Below are 21,977 nucleotides of genomic sequence, written 5' to 3'. Positions count from 1 at the left end.
TGAGTCAGACCCTTTTTGTACGATAAATATGTTAAAGCATGGGTCCTAAACATGCTTTTTCTATACATATATAGGAGGGTAACAGCATTGGTAGAACTTAAAGGAGATGAACGCCTCGATTATCTATTGGCTGAGAATTTAAGAATCATCCAAAGCCCATCGGTGTTTTCTTTTTCATTAGATGCCGTTTTATTATCAAGGTTCGTAAACGTGCCGATTCAAAAAGGAAAACTCGTCGATCTTTGCTCAGGAAATGGGGTTATACCATTGCTGTTGAGCACAAGAACGAAAGGAACAATTAAAGGTATCGAGATTCAAGAGCGGTTATATGACATGGCTCAGAGAAGCGTAGATTATAATGACGTATCCTCCCAGATTGAGATGATTCATGGAGATATAAAAGAGATTCCAAAACAGATAGGGTATAGTAAATATGACGTGGTAACATGTAATCCACCCTATTTTCCTACTCCATCAATCGAGGAAATAAATAAAAATGAGCATTTTGCAATTGCACGGCATGAAATTATGTGTAACCTTGAGGACGTAATGCGTGTCTCAAGTCAGTTATTGCGTCAGGGTGGCAAAGCAGCATTCGTTCATAGGCCTGGCCGTTTAATGGATATTTTACATTTAATGAGAGTGTACAGGATTGAACCAAAGCGACTACAATTTGTTTATCCAAAAAGCACAAAAGAAGCAAATACGATTCTTATTGAAGGGATAAAGGACGGAAGCCCTGATTTGAAGATTCTCCCACCTCTTGTTGTGTATAATGAACAAAATGAATATAATCCGGAAATCAGAAGGATTTTATATGGAGAAGAATAGGCATTATTTTTATGTGTTGAAATGCAAGGATGGTAGCTATTATGCAGGGTATACAAATAACTTAGATCGTAGGGTCTACACGCATAATCAAGGCAAGGGGGCGAAGTATACACGGGGACGTACCCCGGTTGAACTGATTTATCATGAAACGTTTGAATCTCAGACATTGGCCATGCAGGCAGAATACCAGTTTAAGCAATTAACAAGAAAACAAAAACAAAAGTGGATGGAAAAGGAGGATAAGTAACCTATGTGGCAGCAAAAGAGTTTTGAAAAAGAAGGATTGGAGCCGGCCCTATATCTAGTCCCTACACCGATCGGAAATCTTGAGGATATGAGCTTCCGGGCTTTGAGAATTTTAAAGGAAGCGGATGTTATTGCTGCTGAGGACACGCGAAACACGAAGAAACTATGTAATTACTTTGAAATTTCGACCCCTATCGTTAGTTACCATGAACATAATAAGGAATATAGCGGGAAGCAGATGCTTGAGAGGCTTCGTTCAGGAGAAGTAATAGCCTTAGTCAGTGATGCTGGTCTGCCGACAATTTCTGACCCTGGATATGAACTGGTTAAAGATGCAATTGCTGAGCAGTTTAAGGTCATCCCATTGCCGGGTGCTAATGCTGCATTAACTGCGTTGATTGCTTCGGGTCTTGCGCCACAGCCTTTTTACTTTTATGGCTTTTTACAGCGGGGAGCAAAAGAAAAAAAGCAAGAGCTAGAAAAGTTAAAAAAAATGGAAGCGACATGGATTGTCTATGAATCGCCACATCGTTTAAAAGAAACATTAAAACATATGCATGAAATTCTAGGAGACCGCCGTATTGTATTATGCCGTGAATTAACGAAGAAGTTTGAAGAGTTTATTCGTGGGACGGTAAGTGAGGCATTGGCGTGGGCAGTGGAATCCGAGATACGCGGTGAGTTCTGTTTGATAATAGAAGGGGCGCAATGGTTGGAGGAAGAGCCTGAAGAAGCATGGTGGATGGCCTTTGACATTGTTGGTCATGTCAATTATTATATAGAAACCAAACAGGTTACCTCCAAGGATGCTATCAAGCAGGTCGCAAAAGACCGTAATATACAAAAACGCGACGTATACCAGGCGTACCACATTGATGAACAATAATATGTTTAAGTAAGCAATAAAAAAAACTTCCGAAGATCGGAAGTTTTTTTATTTATATCATTTATTTAGAAGTTGAAAAGTTTTGTTGAATTTCTTGGATAAGTAATTCAGCGCCTTCACGACTAAGAATTAATTTACCGTTTGCAAGTGTAAGATTATTATCAGAAACTTCACCAGTAACTTGGCAAGTCATGTTTGGTTTGTATTTTTTCAAGATGATGCGCTCGTCGTCAACATAGATTTCAAGAGCGTCTTTCTCAGCGATTCCCAATGTACGGCGAAGCTCGATTGGAATAACCACCCGGCTTAACTCATCAACTTTACGAACGATTCCTGTAGATTTCATTTTTGAAAATTCTCCTCTCAGTTTACAATCTAGTACCCATTTTCTATTTTATTCGCCAATATTCGACAAATTTTTTTATAAATTTATAATACCAGCCATTCCCAAATTCGTCAATGATTTATTTTCATTTTTTTGTAAGAAGAGAGTATAGCTTTTCTTCCCAAGGAAGCAAAAAGGCTGGGAAAGAGAAAAATCCAGCAATTTCGTTTTATGCGAAGATTAAATCAGTAACAAGGAACTACTTACTTCAGCATGATTCGACAAACTACGCATGAAGAACACGCTTTTCTATTATATGATTAAATCCAATTTAGTTTCAAAGTATAAGTTCTGAATTAAGGATAATTTTCTTGGAAAAGACTTTAAATTATGTGATTTGTTGCACAAAAAATAAATATTAGGTATATTTTGTTGAGGTAAGAGGTAATGCTTACATAATATGGGGGCGTGTGTCCTGATATCGAAGGTTTAACTGGGGTATCTACTTATAATATTTTTTATTCTATTATCAAGATAATTTGATTAATGATTCTTGTCGCGTAGAATAGTATATAGAGTTAAAATAGAGATAATAGTTTTAAAGTAGTCTCATTGGCTTGGCCAAGTCCTAAAGCCAGTTTTTTAAAAGTTGAGGAGGGAATAAAGTGCAGGATAAATTAAAAACATTTTATATTACAACACCCATATATTATCCTAGTGGTAATTTACATATAGGGCATGCGTATACGACAGTGGCAGGGGATGCTATGGCTCGTTATAAAAGGATGCGTGGCTTTGATGTGATGTACTTAACAGGAACAGATGAACACGGTCAAAAAATCCAGCGTAAAGCGGCGGAAGAGGGAATTACTCCGCAGCAATATGTAGATAATATCGTATCAGGAATTAAAGAGCTTTGGCAAAAGCTTGATATCTCTTATGATGATTTCATTAGGACAACCGAAGATCGTCATAAAGATGTGGTAGCCAAAATCTTCAAGAAGTTACTTGATCAGGGCGATATTTACTTGGACGAATATGAAGGATTATACTGTACACCTTGCGAATCTTTCTTCACGGAACGTCAGGTTGAAGAAAGCAATGGAAACTGTCCAGATTGCGGAAGACCTGTTGAAAAGGTAAAAGAAGAGTCTTATTTCTTCAAGATGAGTAAGTATGCAGATCGGTTGCTAAAGTTTTATGAGGAAAACCCAGAGTTCATACAACCAGAATCCCGTAAAAATGAAATGATTAATAACTTCATTAAACCAGGATTGGAAGATTTGGCTGTTTCCCGTACAACGTTCGATTGGGGTATCAAAGTACCAGGAAATCCAAAGCATGTTATTTATGTCTGGATTGATGCGTTGACTAATTATATTACAGCTTTAGGGTATGGAACGGATAATGATTCTAAATACCTGAATTATTGGCCTGCGGATGTGCATCTAGTCGGAAAGGAAATTGTTCGTTTCCATACGATTTACTGGCCTATTATGTTAATGGCTCTGGACATACCGCTTCCTAAGAAAGTTTTTGCCCACGGATGGCTGCTCATGAAAGACGGTAAGATGTCGAAATCAAAGGGAAATGTAGTCAACCCTGTTACATTAATTGATCGATATGGCTTGGATTCATTACGCTATTACCTTCTACGCGAAGTTCCATTTGGTTCAGATGGAGTATTTACGCCGGAAGGATTTGTAGAAAGAATCAATTTTGATCTGGCGAATGATTTAGGAAACTTATTAAATCGAACAGTAGCAATGGTCAATAAGTATTTTGACGGTGTAATTCCAAGTTACAAAGGTTCGAATAATGAGTTTGAAAAGGCACTGTTAGAAATGAATCAAGATACTGTGGGCAAGTATGAGGAAGCCATGGAGAACATGGAATTTTCAGTTGCTTTAACATCTATTTGGCAGCTTGTCAGCAGAACAAATAAGTTCATCGATGAAACTCAGCCATGGATGCTTGCAAAAGATGAAGCAACAAAAGAAGAGCTTGCGAGTGTTATGGTGCATTTGGCAGAATCTTTACGCAGGACGGCTATCCTTCTGAAACCATTTTTGACACAAACACCGGAAAAAATCTTTGCTCAGCTTAACATCCAGGATGAAATTTTAAAGTCGTGGGATAGCTTAGCGGACTTCGGTCAGATTCCTTCTGAAACAAAAGTGCTAAAGGGAGATCCAATCTTCCCTCGTTTAGACATGGAAGAGGAAGTTTTATATATTAAAGAACAAATGCAGGGTGGAACACCTAAGGTTGCAGAAAAAGTAGAAGAGACTATTCCAGAGGTTGATGAAATTACTATTGATGACTTTACAAAAGTAGAGCTTCGTGTAGCTCAGGTCATAGAAGTAGAGTCAGTAAAGAAAACAGATAAGCTTCTTAAACTGCAGCTTGATTTAGGATATGAAAAGCGGCAGGTTGTCTCAGGTATTGCCCAACACTATAAGCCTGAAGATTTAGTAGGGAAAAAAGTGATTTGTGTAACGAATTTGAAACCTGTGAAGCTTCGTGGCGAGCTTTCTCAGGGGATGATTTTGGCAGGTAGCCAGGATGGAGTTCTCTCTGTTGCTACAATAGATGCCTCCATTCCAAATGGTTCGAAGGTAAAATAAACTCAAAACATAAAAGTGTTTCATATGAAACACTTTTATGTTTTTTCTTTATACTTTTGGAAAACATAACTTATTATAGGGTCTATGTTTTTAGTCATACATTTGGTGTTGATACATAAAGGGAATATTTGTAATCTTTTTGTTACCTAAATGTGAAACATAAAACTCTCATTTTTCTATAAAATAGTGCTAGAAAGGAAGAAAAGTATGTTATTTGATACACATGTGCATGTAAATGCGGAGCAATTCAACGAGGACCTCGAAGACGTCATCGAAAGAGCACAGGAAGCAGGAGTGAATAATATGGTTGTCGTCGGGTTTGACCGACCAACTATAACTAGAGCGATGGAATTAATAGAAACTTATGATTTTATGTATGCAGCAGTCGGTTGGCATCCTGTAGATGCGATAGATATGACAGAAGAAGACTTAAAATGGATTGAGGAACTATCCTCTCATCCTAAGGTTGTGGCTATAGGAGAGATGGGACTCGACTATCATTGGGATAAATCACCGAAAGCTATCCAAATGGAGGTGTTCAGGAAGCAAATCCGATTGGCTAAAAAGGTAGGTCTACCCATTATCATCCATAACCGAGAAGCGACCGCGGATATCGTGAACATATTGAAGGAAGAAGAGGCATCAGAAGTAGGAGGCATCATGCATTGCTTTAGTGGTAGTGCTGAAACGGCAATGGAATGTATTGATATGAACTTCTATATTTCATTGGGAGGTCCTGTAACCTTTAAAAATGCGAAAAAGCCAAAAGAGGTGGCAGCTGCAGTACCTTTAGATCGTCTACTAATCGAAACAGACTGCCCCTATTTAGCACCACACCCTTATAGAGGAAAGCGTAATGAACCGTCCTATGTGAAGCTTGTCGCTGAACAAATCGCTGAAATTAAACAACTTTCAGTAGAGGAAGTTTCTCAAGCGACGACGGACAATGCTAAGAAATTATTCGGCATTAACTGACAGCATTTTTGACACTATCTCCCGGGGTCCGCTAACTAAAAACGCATTTTTTAAGGTTTCTACAAATCTCACTCCTAACATAGGCATATTATGTCGAGAATTCGCCCTTTCCTTTTCAATAGAGAATATGCATAATAGGTAGTAATTTCCTGAATGAGAAGTGAATGGGTTGACAGCTGGATAACTATGTCTATATAATCACCGGGAGGAAGGAGGAGTTTTTCATTCTATTAAAAACTATGAAAAACCTTATTCCCAAGCTAGGGAAGAAGAGAATGGTAATTGCAATATGCAGTGCGATTCTTGTTTCTACGGCACTGGGAATACTAATCCATCAAGGAACAAAGCATACTGTTACAATAATGCTGGACGGAAAAAAAGAGGTAGTGCGGACACACGCAGCTACTGTAAATGATATGTTAAAAGATTTAGAGATTACCGTACAAGCTGCGGACTATGTCCACCCTTCAGGAGACAGTAAGGTAGAGGATAATCTAGAAGTTGTCTGGAAGCCTGCTCAAAAAATTACCTTGGTACAAGATGAAGAGACTGAGGAGGTTTGGTCAACAGCCGATACGGTGGAAGAATTTTTAAAGGAACAAGACCTTGAAGTGAATGAGAAGGATAAAATTACACCTTCAAAAAACACGAAGATGGAAGCGAATATGGAAGTTGCCATCGATAAGGCTTTTTCACTAAAATTAGTGGTAGGTGGAAACGAAAAGCAGGTATGGTCAACTTCGACTACTGTCGCTGACTTTTTAAAGCAACAAGGTGTAAAGCTCAATGATTTGGATCGAGTTGAGCCGGGATTAGTAGAAAAAGTTGAAGCTAAGAATACGGTAAACGTTATTCGAATTGAAAAAGTCACCGATGTAGTGGAAGAACCAGTGGACTTTGCTGTCATAACTAAAAAAGATGACTCCTTATCGAAAGGGAAAGAGAATATCGTCAAAGAAGGAAAAGACGGACTCATTTCTAAGAAATATGAAGTTATTAAGGAAAATGGCAAAGAGGTCAAAAGAAAATTACTTTCAGAAAAAGTCGTAAATAAAAAGCAGGATAAGGTTATAACGGTCGGAACAAAAACGACGGTTGCTCAGGCATCACGCGGAGCGAGTAACGTTAATTCTACAAGTGGAAAAGAGATTTATGTTTCATCAACGGCTTATACAGCAAGTTGTAAGGGCTGTTCAGGTGTTACTTCAACGGGTGTGGATCTTAAGAGTAATCCTGATGCCAAAATTATTGCGGTCGATCCAAGTGTAATTCCAATGGGTTCGAAAGTATATGTAGAAGGTTATGGTTATGCAGTAGCTGCTGACAAAGGCGGAGCGATAAAGGGAAATAGGATAGATGTCTTCTTTTCCTCAAAAAATGATGCATATCGCTGGGGTGTAAAGAAAGTAAAGATTCGCGTATTGAACTAATAAGGTTTCTCTCGCAGGAGATAAATTGTCTCCTGTTTTTTGACGTTTTATTTTCCATTTGTTGAAAACCCCAGTGTAAAACTGTTTTAATAAGATAGACGATTCAATAAGTCATAGGGTTTCCACAATAAGCGGTAAAATTATTTTTATTTAGCAATTGTGTCTAGTTCTAGATTCTAACTCATGGGAAAAACGATGACTCAAAAGGTAATTGTCTATCTGAGTAAAGTCCGTTTTAAAGAGCTAATCAAAGTGCTTGCGCTTTTCTGTATGGAGGAAAACATGAAAAAAATCAAAGAAATAATTGTTGTAGAAGGTAAAGATGATACGGTAGCGATAAAAAGGGCTGTTAATGCTGATACAATAGAAACGAATGGTTCTGCGGTGAATGAATCCTGCATTGAGCAGGTAAGGCTTGCACAAGAGACACGAGGAGTTATCATTTTTACAGATCCGGACTTTCCTGGACAAAAAATCAGGAATATAATTTCAGAACAAGTAAAAGGCTGTAAACACGCCTTTTTAACGAAAAAAGAAGCACTTCCTAAGTCTGGGAGAGGGATAGGTGTGGAGCACGCTTCCCCTGAAGCGATTCGTAATGCCTTGAAAGACGCTCAATTAATGGATGAAGAGGCTTCAGAAGAAATTTCACAGCAGGATTTAATAGATGCAGGTTTAATCGGGGGATCAGGTGCCAAAGAGCGAAGGGAAAGACTTGGCTCTATCTTGAAGATTGGTTTTACAAATGGGAAACAGTTATATAAGAGATTAAAAATGTTCCAAATATCAACTGAGGCTTTTTATGAAGCAATTGTACAGATAAATCAGGAGGAAAAACATGAATAAGGATATTGCAACCCCTGTCAGAACGAAAGAAATACTAAAGAAGCACGGATTCTCTTTTAAAAAGAGCTTAGGTCAAAACTTCTTAATTGATACGAATATTTTGAAACGCATTGTCGACCATGCTGAGTTGACCGAGGAAAGCGGCGCCATTGAAATTGGGCCGGGAATAGGCGCCTTGACGGAACAACTAGCGAAAAGTAGCAAAAAAGTCACGGCCTTTGAGATTGATCAGCGTTTGCTGCCGATTTTATCGGATACACTGTCACCTTATAACAATGTGAACATCATTCATGAGGATATTCTAAAAGCGGATGTAAAAAAGGTCATTGAAGAGGAATTCGCTGATATCTCAGACTTGATGGTTGTTGCAAATCTACCTTACTATGTCACAACGCCTATTATTTTAAAGCTTTTGTCTGAGAACCTTCCCATAAGAGGCATTGTGTGTATGTTGCAAAAAGAAGTGGCTGATCGAATTGCTGCTAAACCTGGGACAAAGGAATATGGTTCTTTATCCATCGCCATCCAATATTATACCGAAGCAGAAACAGTGATGATTGTGCCGAAAACGGTTTTCATGCCGCAACCTAATGTCGATTCAGCGGTAATACGTCTGACTAAACGGGTTAAGCCGATTGTTGAAGTACAAGATGAGGATTTCTTATTTATTGTTACCCGGGCTAGCTTCGCGCAACGTCGGAAAACGATTTTAAATAACTTAACAAGTCAACTGCCAGATGGGAAATCGAAAAAAGAACTTATCCTTGCCGCTCTCGAAGCCTCAGACGTGGATCCAACAAGACGTGGTGAAACACTAAGCATTAAGGAATTTGGCCGCTTGAGTGATGCGTTATTGCCGAATTTCAAATAAGGTACATGTTAAAAAAGTTTTAGTCGGAACGGGTCTATTCCCAGCTTCCGGCTTTTTTTTATCTAAGCATAGCCTTAGGAGAATAGATTTCTTCTTCCTATAGATATATGTAGTCTCCTTTACTTTCACCTTTCAAGAATGGTTCGCATAACTTAAGAATGAAAATAATCTAGGGCGGGCTGAAAATAAGTCTTCTCATGGGGTGAGGCCATGAATATTCAAATAAACGATATTGTTGGTCGGGTTTCTTATAAATGCGACGTGTTGTTTCGTGTAATCGATATCCGTGATATTGATGGAAGACGTGAAGCGATTCTTTATGGGGAAGATATCCGATTGATTGCAGATGCACCTTTTCAAGACTTAATGAAAATAAATGATAATGAGAGAAATGTCCGACAAAGGTCCAATGAGGTACTTCAGGAACAATCTGACCGCTTATTAACACAGGATTTAGAGCTGCAGCAACAAAAAAGCGGCTATCTATCCAGTAATGGCTACCGCTATAGTGGCGAATATTTTCAGATACCAGGCAGGGTGCTTCATGTGGACGGTGACGCTTCCTACCTTAGGAAATGCCTGGATTTATATCAGAAATTCGGTATTCCAGTTAACGGTGTCTATTGCAACGAAAAGGAAATGCCCCAGCGAATAGGGGGGTTATTGGACCATTACAGGCCGGATATCCTTGTTGTCACTGGTCATGATGCCTATTCTAAATCAAAAGGACCAATGAGCGATATCAATGCCTATCGTCACTCAAGGGACTTTGTACAGACCGTACGAGAGGCGAGGAAGAAGGTATCTCATTTGGATCAATTGATTATATTTGCAGGAGCTTGTCAATCCCATTTTGAATCCCTTATCCAAGCTGGGGCCAATTTCGCAAGCTCACCTTCACGTGTTAATATACATGCTCTTGATCCAGTATATATTGTCGGGAAGGTAAGCTTTACGCCTTTTATAGAACATATCCATGTATGGGATGTTCTTCGGAATACGTTAACGGGAGAGAAAGGTTTAGGTGGAGTTGAAACAAAAGGGGTGCTGCGGACAGGGCTTCCCTTTAAGCCATTTCAGGAAGAATAAAAGAGCTGCATTTTGAAAGAATGCAGCTCGCTTTTATCATGTTAGAATTCGGATATCATAACAAATAGTCTGCTTTTTCTAGATGAAAAGAGCCTAGAAGTGGATTTATTTACGAAAATTCGGCATATTTTATAATGAATAGTTCGTTTACATATTTTCTCATTTACCAGGATATAATAAAAATGTTCGCGATTTTGCCGAATTTCAGGTAAAAATATATTGACTACATTTTTAAGTGCTGATATAATTTATTATTTTGTTTGCGTATATTTACAATTTGTGATATACTAAACTTAGTGAGGTGGACCGAAAATGCCAAAAACTCTAGCTGATATTAAAACTGCACTTGATTCAAACCTAGGTAAAAGATTGCTTTTAAAAGCAAACGGTGGAAGAAGAAAGACTGTAGAACGTTTTGGAACTTTGGCGGAAACTTATCCGGCTGTTTTTGTAATTGAGCTCGACCAAGATGAAAATGCGTTTGAAAGAGTATCTTACAGCTATGCGGATGTTTTAACGGAAACCGTGGAACTAACATTTTTAAACAAACAACAAGAGATGTAACTTAGAGGAGGCAGCGAACAATTATGTTTGCTGCTTTTTGTTTTGTGTTAAATATCTAATACTAACTAGTTTAGGATGAAAAAGGTTGTTATGAAATAGCGTATGATGCAAACACTAGGCATGTGACAGCATGTGAAAGGGGTTGTTTCGCTTGAGTAGAAAAAAAGGGATTATGTCAGAAGGTTTTAAAGAGGAATTGGCAAAAGAACTTGGATTTTACGATGTTGTCCAGAAAGAGGGCTGGGGAGGAATTCGAGCTCGGGACGCAGGAAACATGGTAAAACTAGCTGTCGAAAAAGCACAACGTCAATTGGTGGATAAAGAGTAAGACAAACACTAAATGGAATCATGCTGTCCTTTTAAACAAGGCCAGACTCTTTCTACAATGTATAGCCATATTCATTTATGCTTACATTGTAGATATGGAGTCTGGTTTTTTTTATTCATGGATTAATACAAATCGGCTGCATATTCACACTTTTTGGGGAGTAGGGGCGATCCCTTCTTTCAAGTGTCTATAGGTGACTATTCCCCTCTATAGTTCAATCTCCACTTCAATACATTGAAATTACGATGAAAAAACCTTTAGAATATAAACAAATATGATAAAATAGGACAAGAACTTTTAAGAACGTTAAAGTAGGTGGACATATTGAAGCTTATGGAAAAAGCCCCGGCTAAGATTAATTTGGCTTTGGATGTGCTTTTCAAACGGCCTGATGGGTATCATGAGGTAGAAATGATCATGACGACAGTCGACCTTGCCGATAGAATTGAACTAAAAGAAATAAAAGGAAATCACATTCAGATTCTATCCCATAATCGATTTGTTCCGGATGATCATCGGAATTTAGCTTATCAAGCTGCATTTATCCTAAAGGAACGTTTTGGAATTAATAAAGGTGTTTCTATTACTATAGAGAAAAATATACCTGTAGCAGCAGGACTTGCAGGTGGAAGCAGTGACGCCGCTGCTACATTAAGAGGTTTGAATAGACTGTGGAAGCTTGGTCTTTCTATGGATGAGCTTGCGGAAATTGGAGCTGAGATTGGCTCTGATGTGTCATTTTGTGTGTATGGGGGTACGGCGTTGGCTAGAGGCCGTGGGGAAAAAATCACGCATCTTCCTGCACCGCCAAAATGCTGGGTTATTTTAGCTAAACCAACAATCGGTGTATCGACTGCTGATATATACAAAAGGCTGCAAATTGCAAAAATGGAGCATCCTGATGTCCCTAGTATGATTTCAGCCATTAAGGAAAGCAGCTATCAAGATGTTTGCCAAGGTTTGGGGAATGTACTTGAGCAAGTGACGTTGCAGTTATATCCCGAGGTTGCGAATATTAAAGATCAAATGAAGACATTTGGAGCAGATTCTGTCTTAATGAGCGGAAGCGGTCCGACCGTTTTTGGTTTGGTGGAACATGATTCCCGCATGCAAAGAATTTATAATGGTCTTCGCGGATTTTGTGATCAAGTCTATGCAGTGCGCTTGTTAGGTGATCGAAACGACCTTGAATAGATACGTACATTAATGGTATAGTTGCAATATAATATTCGGAATTTACAAAGGGGGTGTTTCAATGAAATTTCGTCGCAGCGAGAGGCTAGTCGATATGACAAATTATTTATTAGAACATCCAGGGGAACTTGTTTCGCTGACCTACTTTGCTGAAAGGTATAGTTCTGCCAAATCTTCGATAAGTGAGGATTTAACAATCATTAAAGATACCTTTGAACAACGCGGTATAGGGTCTTTAACGACCGTGCCAGGTGCCGCGGGTGGGGTGAAATATATTGTTTCCATCAAAGAAGATGAAGCCAATGCCTTTATAGATGAACTATGCGATACAATCGCTAGTCCTGAAAGGCTACTTCCGGGCGGCTATCTGTATATGACCGACATATTAGGACATCCGCAAACGGTGAATAAGGTTGGCAGAATAATCGCTTCCATGTATGCTAAAAAAAATGTCTCAGTCATCATGACAATGGCAACCAAAGGGATATCATTAGCATACGCAGTGGCAAATTATTTGAATGTTCCTGTTGTCATAGTAAGAAGAAATAATAAAGTAACAGAAGGTTCTACAGTGAGTATTAATTATGTTTCTGGCTCATCAAAGAGAATTCAGACAATGGTGCTCTCAAAAAGAAGTCTGGTAGAGGGTTCGAATGTATTGATTGTTGATGATTTCATGAAAGCTGGAGGTACGATTAATGGTATGGTCAGCTTGCTGGATGAATTTAAGGCTACCGTTGCCGGAATTGCCGTGCTAGTGGAATCCGAACATACAGAAGAATGTCTCGTAGAGGACTATGTTTCATTAATTAAATTGACGCAGGTAGTTGAAAGAGATAAGAAAATAAATGTCAGTCGTGGCAATTATCTTACGAAAAAGAATTAGGGGGAATTTTTCATGAAAACGATACATACGAATGAAGCACCAGCTGCAATTGGTCCATATTCACAAGGCGTGATCGTAGATAAGTTATTTTTCAGTTCAGGTCAAATTCCTCTTACTGCTTCTGGTGAAATGGTAACAGGAGATGTTAAAGAACAAACACATCAAGTGTTTAAAAATCTTCAGGCTGTATTGAAAGAAGCAGGCGCCTCTTTAGAAACAGTCATTAAAGCTACAGTATTTATTAAAAGTATGAACGATTTTAGTTCAATTAATGAAGTATACGGGGAATATTTTTCAAGTCATAAGCCTGCACGCTCTTGTGTAGAGGTTGCACGTCTTCCTAAAGATGCACTAGTGGAAATAGAAGTGGTTGCGCTCGTTAAATAAACGGGCGTTTTTTATTTTGTCTTTTTTAGGGGGAATTCGTCATGGGCATTTTCCCTGGAATTTAAGGGGGATTTTTATTTTTTTTGAAAACTAGGCTGAATTTTCTAAAAAACTTACAGATAATAGAAGGAGTTCACGTTTTTTTGTTGAATATGTACTTTAAGTTTTAACAACAACAAAAAGGGATGGTGAGCTTAAATGGAAGTAACTGACGTAAGATTACGCCGTGTGAATACGGATGGTCGTATGAGAGCTATCGCATCAATTACACTGGATAATGAATTTGTGGTTCATGATATTCGTGTAATCGACGGAAACAATGGTTTATTTGTAGCAATGCCAAGTAAACGAACTCCAGATGGAGAATTCCGAGATATCGCACATCCAATCAATTCCTCTACACGCGGGAAAATTCAAGAAGCTGTCTTGACAGAATATCATCGATTAGGAGAACTTGAAACTGAATTAGAGGAAGCGGGAGCTGGAGCTTCTTAATCACTCTTAATTTTGAACTTTAAATTTAAAATTCGTGCATCTAGAGCCTACTTCATAAGTAGTGCTCTTTTTTATTGTTTCAAAACAGAATATTTTTTGTCTTAGCAACTTTAATTGCTTTTTGTTCCAATATTGTCTTATTTTATATTTTTTATGTTAATATCTTCAAAAAATCAAATACCCTCTCTTTTTATTTTTTAAACATTTTTGGACACACTAATTTTTTATTATTTTTAGTTAAAAGGCATGTTAACTATTTTGTGAAAATGTTAACGTAACCTGTGAAAGTCTGAATGTGAAATGACTAGGTAACTCGGATTCGGAATGGAAGTTTACAACAGTGGTTGTGCTTCTAAATGATGTTTACATAGGGCAAAATGCAATTGTAGCAATGCTTTAACATAAGGAGTGGAACGGATCAAAAAGGGTGAGAAGATATCATTTGTGTACTTCTAGCCATTAAGGGGATAATGAAAAAATCTCATTTTTGTAGGCAAATAATTAATATTTAAAGGATTTAATAAATACTAAAACATCAAAAATAAAGCTCACGAGTAGGTAGAAAATTGAACTTTTTCTTGAATTAGCTGTTGACAATAATATGTACTTTTAATTGTTACCTTGAAATGAATCACTATTTGAGATAATATTTTTAGTGGATAAAAAGGTGAAAATGGAGGCCTGTTATGAGTAATCGCTATGCAATAATTTTGGCCGCTGGGCAAGGCACTAGGATGAAATCTAAGCTTTACAAGGTTTTACACCCTGTTTGCGGAAAACCAATGGTACAACATGTTATCGATCAAGTCAATCAACTTCAGATAGAAGATATTGTAACAGTTATCGGTCATGGAGCTGAAAAAGTTCAAGAACAGCTTGGTGATTCTTGCAAGTATGCATTACAAGAGCAGCAATTAGGCACGGCACATGCTGTAATGCAAGCGGGAGACGTTTTATCCGATAAGAGCGGAATTACCCTTGTTATTTGCGGAGATACACCGTTAATCAAAGCAGAGACGATGGAAGCGCTTATAACATTGCATGAGCAAAGTAAGGCGAAAGCAACGATTCTGACAGCATATGCGGATAATCCGGATGGCTATGGAAGAGTTCTTCGCAGTGAGAACGGCCTGGTTGAAAAAATCGTCGAGCATAAGGATGCCTCAGATGAAGAAAGATATGTTAAGGAAATAAATACCGGTACATATTGTTTCGATAACCAGGCATTATTTAGCGCGCTGAAAAAAGTTTCAAATGATAATGTCCAAGGTGAATATTATTTGCCGGATGTTATTGAAATTTTAAAAGAAGAAGGCGAATCGGTGACAGCCTTTCAATCAAGTGATTTTGATGAGACATTGGGTGTAAACGACCGAGTGGCTTTATCGCAGGCTGAGCAAACTCTACGGAGTCGTATCAATGAATCACATATGAGAAATGGTGTAACGATTATCGATCCACTTACAACGTTTATTGAAGCTGATGTGAAAATTGGGCAGGATACGGTTATTTATCCTGGGTCATTGATTAAAGGGAAAAGTATTATCGGGCAGGATTGCCTGATTGGTCCTAATTCGGAGATCAGTGATTGTGAAATTGGTGATGGAACTGAAATTCACCAATCGGTTGTACACGAAAGCAGTATTGGAAGTTCAGTTAAAATCGGTCCTTTTGCACATGTTCGACCTCAATCCGATATTCAGGATTCTGTTAAAATCGGTAATTTTGTCGAAATTAAAAAAACCGTTTTTGGTAAAGGAAGCAAAGCCTCTCATTTGAGTTATATTGGAGATGCAGAGGTTGGAGAGAATGTTAATATTGGCTGCGGATCTATTACCGTGAATTATGACGGTACAAATAAACATTTGACGAAGATTGAAGACGATGTTTTTATAGGCTGTAATTCTAATCTTGTTGCACCTGTAACGATAGGAAAAGGGGCATATGTAGCTGCCGGGTCAACCATCACTCAAGATGTACCGCAGGAAGCTTTATCTGTTGCTCGTGCTCGTCAAGTAAACAAAGAAGATTATGTGAAAAAGTTAAAATTTAATAATTAACCCACGGAGGTCATCATGTCAAATCAGTATTTAGATCCTAATTTAAAAGTATTCTCTTTAAATTCAAACTTTGATTTAGCTCAAGAAATTGCTGCTGCAATCGGTGTTGAACTTGGAAAATGTAGCGTAACAAGTTTCAGTGACGGTGAAGTTCAGATTAATATTGAAGAAAGTATTCGTGGTTGTGACGTTTACGTAATCCAATCAACAAGCCAACCAGTCAATGAAAATTTAATGGAACTTTTAATTATGATCGATGCTCTAAAACGTGCTTCAGCTAAAACAATCAATATAGTAATGCCTTATTACGGTTATGCTCGACAAGACCGTAAAGCACGTGCTCGTGAACCAATTACAGCTAAACTTGTAGCGAATCTTTTAGAAACAGCTGGTGCCCATCGTGTCATCACATTGGATCTACACGCGCCACAAATCCAAGGTTTCTTTGATATTCTAATTGATCACCTTGTTGCAGTTCCAATTTTAGCTGATTTCTTCAAAGAAAAAGATCTAAGTGACATTGTCATCGTTTCTCCGGATCACGGTGGAGTAACGCGTGCCCGTAAAATGGCAGATCGCTTAAAAGCACCGATTGCTATTATCGATAAGCGTCGTCCAAGACCGAATGTGGCTGAAGTCATGAACATCATCGGTAATATTGAAGGAAAAACGGCAATCCTGATTGATGACATCATCGATACAGCAGGTACTATTACACTTGCAGCTAATGCACTTGTAGAGAATGGTGCGAAAGCAGTCTATGCTTGTTGTACACACCCAGTCCTATCGGGCCCTGCTATCGAACGGATTCAAAATTCAACTATCAAGGAACTGGTCGTAACAAATTCGATTGTTCTATCTGAAGACAAGAAAATCGATAAAATTGTTGGGCTTTCTGTAGCTCCTTTGATTGCGGAAGCAATTATTCGTGTTCATGAAGAACAATCTGTTAGCACATTATTTGATTGATAAAAAATAAAGAAAACATGGTGGGCCTAGTTTCCACCATGTTTTTTTATATAAAATATTTGAATTATTCCGAAAATAAATTAATTCTTAGTTGACAGGTGCGAATACTGATATTAATATGTATACATAATCAATTTTCATTTTATGAATCTAAAGAAAAAACTCTCTTTCTGGTTCTGAGTAAGAAAAAAGCTCACAAATTAAATGGCCGATCGGGCTACCGAAGGCTCCTTTTCACTTACCATCTCACATTAGGCATCTTTTTGACCTATTGTACTTTTGGTGAAGAAAAGGAGCTTTTTATTTTATACAAATCAGTTTAATGAGGGGTGTAGAGTATGGAAAAAAAACGCAATGTGTGGATACTGAGTATTCTTAGCATCATTATGCTGGTATTAGGAGCATGTGGGCAGGAAAAAAGCAGTACAAAGAGTGCTGACGCAAAAGAAAGTGATAAGACTATCAGAATCGGCTATCAAAAATTCGGGACATTAAATATTTTAAAATCAAAAGGAGAGCTGGAAACACGTTTAAAAGAAGTGGGTTATACCGTTAAGTGGACTGAATTTCCTGCTGGGCCTCAGCTACTTGAGGCTTTGAATGTTGGAAGCCTTGATTTTGGGCACACAGGAGAGGCACCACCGATATTTGCGCAGGCTGCTAAGGCCCCACTTGTCTATGTGGCTAATCAGCCAGCAAACCCCTCAGGAGAAGCCATAGTCGTGCAAAAGGATTCGCCTATAAAGAGAGTGGAAGATTTAAAAGGCAAGAAAGTAGGCTTGAATAAAGGGTCCAATGTTCATTATTTATTAGTTAAAGCATTAGAGAAGGCGGATCTTACTCTTGACGATATTCAGCCCGTCTACTTACCACCGGCTGATGCGAGAGCTGCTTTTGAAGGAAATCAGATTGATGCTTGGGTAATATGGGACCCGTTTTTATCTGCAGCGGAACTAGAACTTGAAACAAAAACGATTCAGGATGGAGAAGGATTAGTGGCGAATCGCGAATTCTTTTTGGCAACTAATACATTCGCAGAGAATAAAGAAGTCTTGAAGATTATTAAAGAGGAATTGAAAAAAGTAGATAAGTGGATTGAAGAAAACCCAAAGGATGTTGCAGAGTTCTTAGCTCCAGAGATTGGGATGAGTGTTGAGGCATTAGATAAAACATTAAAAAGAAAAGAATATGGACTTGAGGAAATTTCAAAAACGGCTCTGAACGACCAACAAAAAATTGCTGATACATTTTACAATCTTAAATTAATTCCAACCGAAGTAAATGTTTTCGATGCATCAATAGATGTTAAAAAAAATTAAGGGGGAAATAAAAATGAAAGTATTTTGGTTTATTCCGTCACATGGAGAAAGTCGTTATTTAGGGTCAACTAAGGGTGGGAGACCTATTACACTTCCTTACTTGAAGCAAATTGCTCAGGCAGTTGACCATCTTGGGTTTGAGGGAGCATTACTTCCAACTGGACGGTCTTGTGAAGATGCCTGGGTAGTGGGATCTTCATTAATATCTGCAACGGAAAGAATGAAATTTTTAGTAGCCATTCGTCCAGGTTTAATGTCACCGACTTTGGCAGCCCGGATGGCTGCTTCCTTTGACCGGTTGTCGGGTGGTCGCCTTCTAATCAATGTAGTAACTGGAGGAGATCCTGTCGAATTGGCTGGTGATGGTGTATTTCTGAACCATACGGATCGTTATAGGTTAACAGATGAATTTTTGGATATTTGGAGAGCGGAAATGTCTGGAGAGCAGGTAGATTTTGAAGGGGAGCACTTGAAGGTTGAAGGTGGGAATATTCTGTTGCCTCCGGTACAAAAACCTTACCCTCCACTATACTTTGGAGGTTCATCTGACCCGGCCATTGATATTTCAGGAAAGCATATTGATGTGTATTTAACTTGGGGTGAACCACCAGCACAAGTGGCTGAAAAAATTGAAAAAGTTCGTAAAAAGGCAGCAGAGTACGGCCGCGAAGTTCAATTTGGTATCCGTATGCATGTCATTGTAAGGGAAACAGAAGAAGAGGCTTGGCAGGCAGCAGATGAACTCATTAAATATGTAGATGATGAAATGATTGAAAATTCACAAAAGATTTTCGAACGGTTTGATTCAGTTGGTCAGAAGAGAATGTCCCAACTTCATAACGGCAGTAGGGATTCCCTTGAAATCAGCCCTAACCTATGGGCAGGTGTAGGTCTTGTGCGTGGTGGCGCCGGTACAGCATTAGTCGGAAGCGCAGAGAACGTTGCTGCACGAATGAAAGAGTATGAGGAAATTGGGGTAGAATCCTTTGTTTTATCTGGCTATCCTCATTTAGAAGAAGCATACCGAGTGGCGGAACTGCTATTCCCTATACTCCCTGTTGAACAGCTGCAAGGTCCCGTGTCAAAAGCTACGAGTCCATTTGGAGAAATATTAGCCAACAACCACTACCCTACAAAAGGAAGTGAAAATAAACATGAAGAAAAAGTTAAACAAGTTCAATAAGTTCCCTTTCATAACGTGGCTTGTACCTGTTTTTCTACTGGTAGCTTGGCAGTTGCTGTCATTGTGGGGCATTCTGTCGGATCAGATATTACCTGCCCCGACTGAAGTACTTAAAGCAGGCATTGCTTTATTGAAAACAGGAGAACTTATAGGCTATATCGGCATCAGTGCCCAGCGTGCCTTTATTGGCTTTTTGATTGGTGGGATTATTGGTTTTGTACTTGGTATGTTAAATGGGCTTTCATCCATTGCAGAAACATTATTCGATACTTCGCTTCAGATGTTGCGAAACATCCCACATTTAGCCTTGATTCCGCTCGTAATTCTTTGGTTTGGTATTGAGGAAGAAGCAAAAATATTCCTAGTTGCCTTAGGAGTTCTATTCCCGATCTATTTAAATACGTTTCATGGTGTGAAGTCGGTCGATAAAGGTTTAATTGAAGCGGCGAAGGTTTATGGGTTAAGTGGTTTTTCTTTATTCTGGAACGTGATTCTCCCTGCAGCTTTTCCATCCATTTTAGTGGGCATCCGCTTTTCGCTTGGAATTATGTGGGTCACATTAATAGTCGCGGAAACGATATCCGCCAATTCTGGAATTGGGTATATGGCTATGAATGCCAGGGAATTCATGAGAATGGATATCGTTGTACTCAGTATTCTCTTATATGCTCTATTAGGGAAAATATCAGATGTTTTTGCCAAGGTAATAGAAAAAAGATGCTTGAAATGGCATCCATCATACCAATGAGGAGGCCTTTTATATGAAAAGTGGAAGTTCATTGGAGCTGCAGAATATTAGGAAGGATTTTGGAGGCTTTGAAGTTTTAAAGGGAATAGACCTTACTTTTAAAAAAGGGGAATTCGTAGCTATTGTCGGCAAGAGTGGATGCGGGAAAAGTACCTTACTACGTCTTGCGGCAGGCCTGGATGAACCAACGGACGGGAAGGTACTGGTGGATGGCGAATTATTAAACGGACTGAATCGATCATCCCGCACGATGTTTCAGGATGGGAGGCTTTTCCCTTGGAAAAAAATTCTCAAAAATGTTGGTGTTGGTTTAAAAGGGGATTGGAAGCCAAAAGCTATGGAGCTACTAGAGCAGGTGGGGCTGGCAGACCGAGCATATGAATGGCCATCGGTTCTATCGGGAGGGCAGAGGCAAAGGGTTGCCTTAGCTAGGGCATTGGTGAACGAACCTGACATTCTTCTTTTGGATGAACCATTAGGGGCGCTGGACGCTTTGACAAGAATCGAGATGCAAAGGTTAATTGAAGAATTATGGAGAAAAAGAGACTTTACTGCCTTACTCGTTACACATGATGTGGAAGAAGCGGTTACGCTGGCTGACCGGGTCATATTAATTGAAGAAGGCAAAGTGGTTATGAATAAGGAAATTAATCTACCGAGGCCACGGAAAAAGGACAATATTCTTTACTCATCCTTGGCTGGCCAAATTCTTAATAGAGTCATGCAAGTTGAGGATCAGGTAGAAAAAAAGGCGATTCATGCATAAAGTCTGTAATTGAAAAACCTGTGATAAATACTGAAAGGAGTGAGGAAAAAAGAATTCCATTCGATACTTTTCTTTGTTTATCATACGTTTAAGTTCATATTAGAGCTTTCTGTCATTCCTTTCATGTTTAATACACCGCTATTTAGGGAACTGTTAATTATAGTGAACCTGTAATTAATATTTTAGGAAGGCGGAGGATGTATGAGTAATTTATTAGCTGCAAAAGAACGTACGGATTTAAAACACTCTAATTTAAGGAACTTGAGAGAAAGCGGAGAAATCCCGGCTATTGTATATGGTAATCAAAACGGCAATACGGCCATCTCAGTCAATAATATTGAACTTCAAAAAACAATGAAAGAAATAGGACGAAATGGTATTATTTCTCTTGACTTGAATGGAACTGAATTTAAAGTTATGCTCTCTGATTATCAAAAGGATCCGATAAAGAATTTCATTTATCATGCTGACTTTTTAATTGTAGATATGTCTGCTCAATTACAGGCACAAGTACGCATCAACCTTACCGGTGTCTGTAAAGGGGTGAAAGACGGTGGTGTTCTACAGCAGTCTCTTCATGAAGTAACGGTTACGGCTAAGCCTAATGATATTCCTGAATCCATTAATGTTGATGTTACTGAGCTTCAGGTCGGCGATACAATCTACATATCTGACATTCAAACAAATCAGCAAGTTACAATTAACAACGATGGTGAAGAAGTCGTTGCCTCCGTATTGGCGCCTCGTCAGGAAGAGGAAATTAGTACAGGTGAACAGCAAGATGGCGGTATTCCTCTAAATGAAGAAGGCAGGGAGACTAAGGCTTCACCAGAGTCATGATGCCGGGATTAAACAAGTAAGTCATGGTATAATAGGCGTAGCTCTTAATGAGTTACGTCTTTTCTACTTCTGGATGCGTCCATTTACATCTGGTAACTATTAGGGATTGATT

At 38.7% G+C, this 21,977-nt stretch carries 23 protein-coding genes; 22 read left to right on the top strand and 1 reads right to left on the bottom strand.

The window, feature by feature from the left end; all coding sequences use genetic code 11:
• Nucleotides 1-87 precede the first annotated feature (87 nt).
• From AKG34_RS25775 to rsmI, 3 genes are read left to right on the top strand one after another with little or no spacing between them, the layout of a single operon-like run.
• Nucleotides 88-831 carry a tRNA1(Val) (adenine(37)-N6)-methyltransferase gene (locus AKG34_RS25775; RefSeq protein WP_053349011.1) on the top strand — a complete coding sequence of 248 codons (744 nt, stop codon included), beginning with the start codon at nt 88-90 and terminating at the stop codon, nt 829-831.
• Nucleotides 818-1,078, top strand: a complete 261-nt coding sequence (locus tag AKG34_RS25770) for a GIY-YIG nuclease family protein (protein ID WP_053349010.1) — start codon at nt 818-820, stop codon at nt 1,076-1,078. Before AKG34_RS25775 ends, AKG34_RS25770 begins: the two co-directional genes overlap by 14 nt.
• Nucleotides 1,079-1,081: 3 nt before the next feature.
• Nucleotides 1,082-1,963 (top strand): 16S rRNA (cytidine(1402)-2'-O)-methyltransferase, encoded by an 882-nt coding sequence (rsmI, locus tag AKG34_RS25765; RefSeq protein WP_053349009.1) that lies wholly within the window; start codon nt 1,082-1,084, stop codon nt 1,961-1,963.
• A 61-nt stretch (nt 1,964-2,024) separates the two neighbouring features.
• Here the strand turns inward: rsmI and AKG34_RS25760 are convergent, their stop codons facing one another.
• Nucleotides 2,025-2,309 (bottom strand): transition state genes transcriptional regulator AbrB, encoded by a 285-nt coding sequence (locus AKG34_RS25760; protein WP_053349008.1) that lies wholly within the window; start codon nt 2,307-2,309, stop codon nt 2,025-2,027.
• 644 nt (nt 2,310-2,953) lie between these two features.
• Between AKG34_RS25760 and metG the strand changes: the two genes are divergently transcribed.
• From metG to AKG34_RS25665, 19 genes are all read left to right on the top strand, one after another.
• Nucleotides 2,954-4,915 (top strand): methionine--tRNA ligase, encoded by a 1,962-nt coding sequence (gene metG, locus AKG34_RS25755; protein WP_053349007.1) that lies wholly within the window; start codon nt 2,954-2,956, stop codon nt 4,913-4,915.
• Nucleotides 4,916-5,122: 207 nt separating this feature from the next.
• Complete coding sequence (locus AKG34_RS25750; RefSeq protein WP_053349006.1) at nt 5,123-5,890, top strand: TatD family hydrolase; 768 nt, start codon at nt 5,123-5,125, stop codon at nt 5,888-5,890.
• A 275-nt stretch (nt 5,891-6,165) separates the two neighbouring features.
• Nucleotides 6,166-7,320, top strand: coding sequence for a resuscitation-promoting factor (locus tag AKG34_RS25745; protein ID WP_236695056.1), 1,155 nt, complete (start codon nt 6,166-6,168; stop codon nt 7,318-7,320).
• 282 nt (nt 7,321-7,602) lie between these two features.
• Nucleotides 7,603-8,166, top strand: a complete 564-nt coding sequence (gene rnmV / locus AKG34_RS25740) for a ribonuclease M5 (RefSeq protein ID WP_053349021.1) — start codon at nt 7,603-7,605, stop codon at nt 8,164-8,166.
• Nucleotides 8,159-9,037 carry a 16S rRNA (adenine(1518)-N(6)/adenine(1519)-N(6))-dimethyltransferase RsmA gene (gene rsmA, locus AKG34_RS25735; RefSeq protein ID WP_053349004.1) on the top strand — a complete coding sequence of 293 codons (879 nt, stop codon included), beginning with the start codon at nt 8,159-8,161 and terminating at the stop codon, nt 9,035-9,037. The genes rnmV and rsmA overlap by 8 nt, the downstream gene beginning before the upstream one ends.
• Before the next feature lie 210 nt (nt 9,038-9,247).
• Entirely contained in the window at nt 9,248-10,126 is an 879-nt protein-coding gene (yabG, locus tag AKG34_RS25730; protein WP_053349003.1) for a sporulation peptidase YabG, read from the top strand.
• Nucleotides 10,127-10,438: 312 nt separating this feature from the next.
• Entirely contained in the window at nt 10,439-10,690 is a 252-nt protein-coding gene (gene veg, locus AKG34_RS25725) for a biofilm formation stimulator Veg (RefSeq protein ID WP_034316343.1), read from the top strand.
• 151 nt (nt 10,691-10,841) lie between these two features.
• Nucleotides 10,842-11,018 carry a small, acid-soluble spore protein, alpha/beta type gene (locus AKG34_RS25720; RefSeq protein WP_053349002.1) on the top strand — a complete coding sequence of 59 codons (177 nt, stop codon included), beginning with the start codon at nt 10,842-10,844 and terminating at the stop codon, nt 11,016-11,018.
• Between the two features lie 324 nt (nt 11,019-11,342).
• On the top strand, nt 11,343-12,212 hold the full coding sequence (gene ispE, locus AKG34_RS25715; RefSeq protein WP_053349001.1) for a 4-(cytidine 5'-diphospho)-2-C-methyl-D-erythritol kinase: 870 nt from the start codon (nt 11,343-11,345) through the stop codon (nt 12,210-12,212).
• A gap of 61 nt (nt 12,213-12,273) precedes the next feature.
• Nucleotides 12,274-13,098, top strand: a complete 825-nt coding sequence (purR, locus tag AKG34_RS25710; RefSeq protein WP_053349000.1) for a pur operon repressor — start codon at nt 12,274-12,276, stop codon at nt 13,096-13,098.
• Nucleotides 13,099-13,110: 12 nt separating this feature from the next.
• Nucleotides 13,111-13,485 (top strand): RidA family protein, encoded by a 375-nt coding sequence (locus tag AKG34_RS25705; RefSeq protein WP_053348999.1) that lies wholly within the window; start codon nt 13,111-13,113, stop codon nt 13,483-13,485.
• A gap of 198 nt (nt 13,486-13,683) precedes the next feature.
• On the top strand, nt 13,684-13,980 hold the full coding sequence (spoVG, locus tag AKG34_RS25700) for a septation regulator SpoVG (RefSeq protein WP_034316332.1): 297 nt from the start codon (nt 13,684-13,686) through the stop codon (nt 13,978-13,980).
• 686 nt (nt 13,981-14,666) lie between these two features.
• Nucleotides 14,667-16,040: a bifunctional UDP-N-acetylglucosamine diphosphorylase/glucosamine-1-phosphate N-acetyltransferase GlmU gene (glmU, locus tag AKG34_RS25695; protein WP_053348998.1), complete on the top strand. Its 1,374-nt coding sequence runs from the start codon at nt 14,667-14,669 to the stop codon at nt 16,038-16,040.
• 15 nt (nt 16,041-16,055) lie between these two features.
• Nucleotides 16,056-17,009, top strand: coding sequence for a ribose-phosphate diphosphokinase (locus AKG34_RS25690; protein ID WP_053348997.1), 954 nt, complete (start codon nt 16,056-16,058; stop codon nt 17,007-17,009).
• Between the two features lie 338 nt (nt 17,010-17,347).
• Complete coding sequence (locus tag AKG34_RS25685; RefSeq protein WP_053348996.1) at nt 17,348-18,328, top strand: sulfonate ABC transporter substrate-binding protein; 981 nt, start codon at nt 17,348-17,350, stop codon at nt 18,326-18,328.
• Nucleotides 18,329-18,341: 13 nt separating this feature from the next.
• Entirely contained in the window at nt 18,342-19,511 is a 1,170-nt protein-coding gene (ssuD, locus tag AKG34_RS25680; protein ID WP_053348995.1) for an FMNH2-dependent alkanesulfonate monooxygenase, read from the top strand.
• The gene (gene ssuC / locus AKG34_RS25675) at nt 19,483-20,259 is read left to right on the top strand and encodes an aliphatic sulfonate ABC transporter permease SsuC (protein WP_053348994.1); all 777 of its coding nucleotides are present in this window, start codon (nt 19,483-19,485) and stop codon (nt 20,257-20,259) included. Before ssuD ends, ssuC begins: the two co-directional genes overlap by 29 nt.
• Nucleotides 20,260-20,272: 13 nt before the next feature.
• Nucleotides 20,273-21,025 (top strand): ATP-binding cassette domain-containing protein, encoded by a 753-nt coding sequence (locus AKG34_RS25670; protein ID WP_053348993.1) that lies wholly within the window; start codon nt 20,273-20,275, stop codon nt 21,023-21,025.
• Nucleotides 21,026-21,226: 201 nt separating this feature from the next.
• Nucleotides 21,227-21,865: a 50S ribosomal protein L25/general stress protein Ctc gene (locus tag AKG34_RS25665; RefSeq protein WP_053348992.1), complete on the top strand. Its 639-nt coding sequence runs from the start codon at nt 21,227-21,229 to the stop codon at nt 21,863-21,865.
• Nucleotides 21,866-21,977 lie beyond the last annotated feature (112 nt).

It is taken from the genome of Peribacillus butanolivorans (assembly GCF_001273755.1).
GTDB classification, from domain to species: Bacteria; Bacillota; Bacilli; order Bacillales; family DSM-1321; genus Peribacillus; species Peribacillus butanolivorans.
This window is presented reverse-complemented; position numbering and strand designations above follow the sequence as displayed.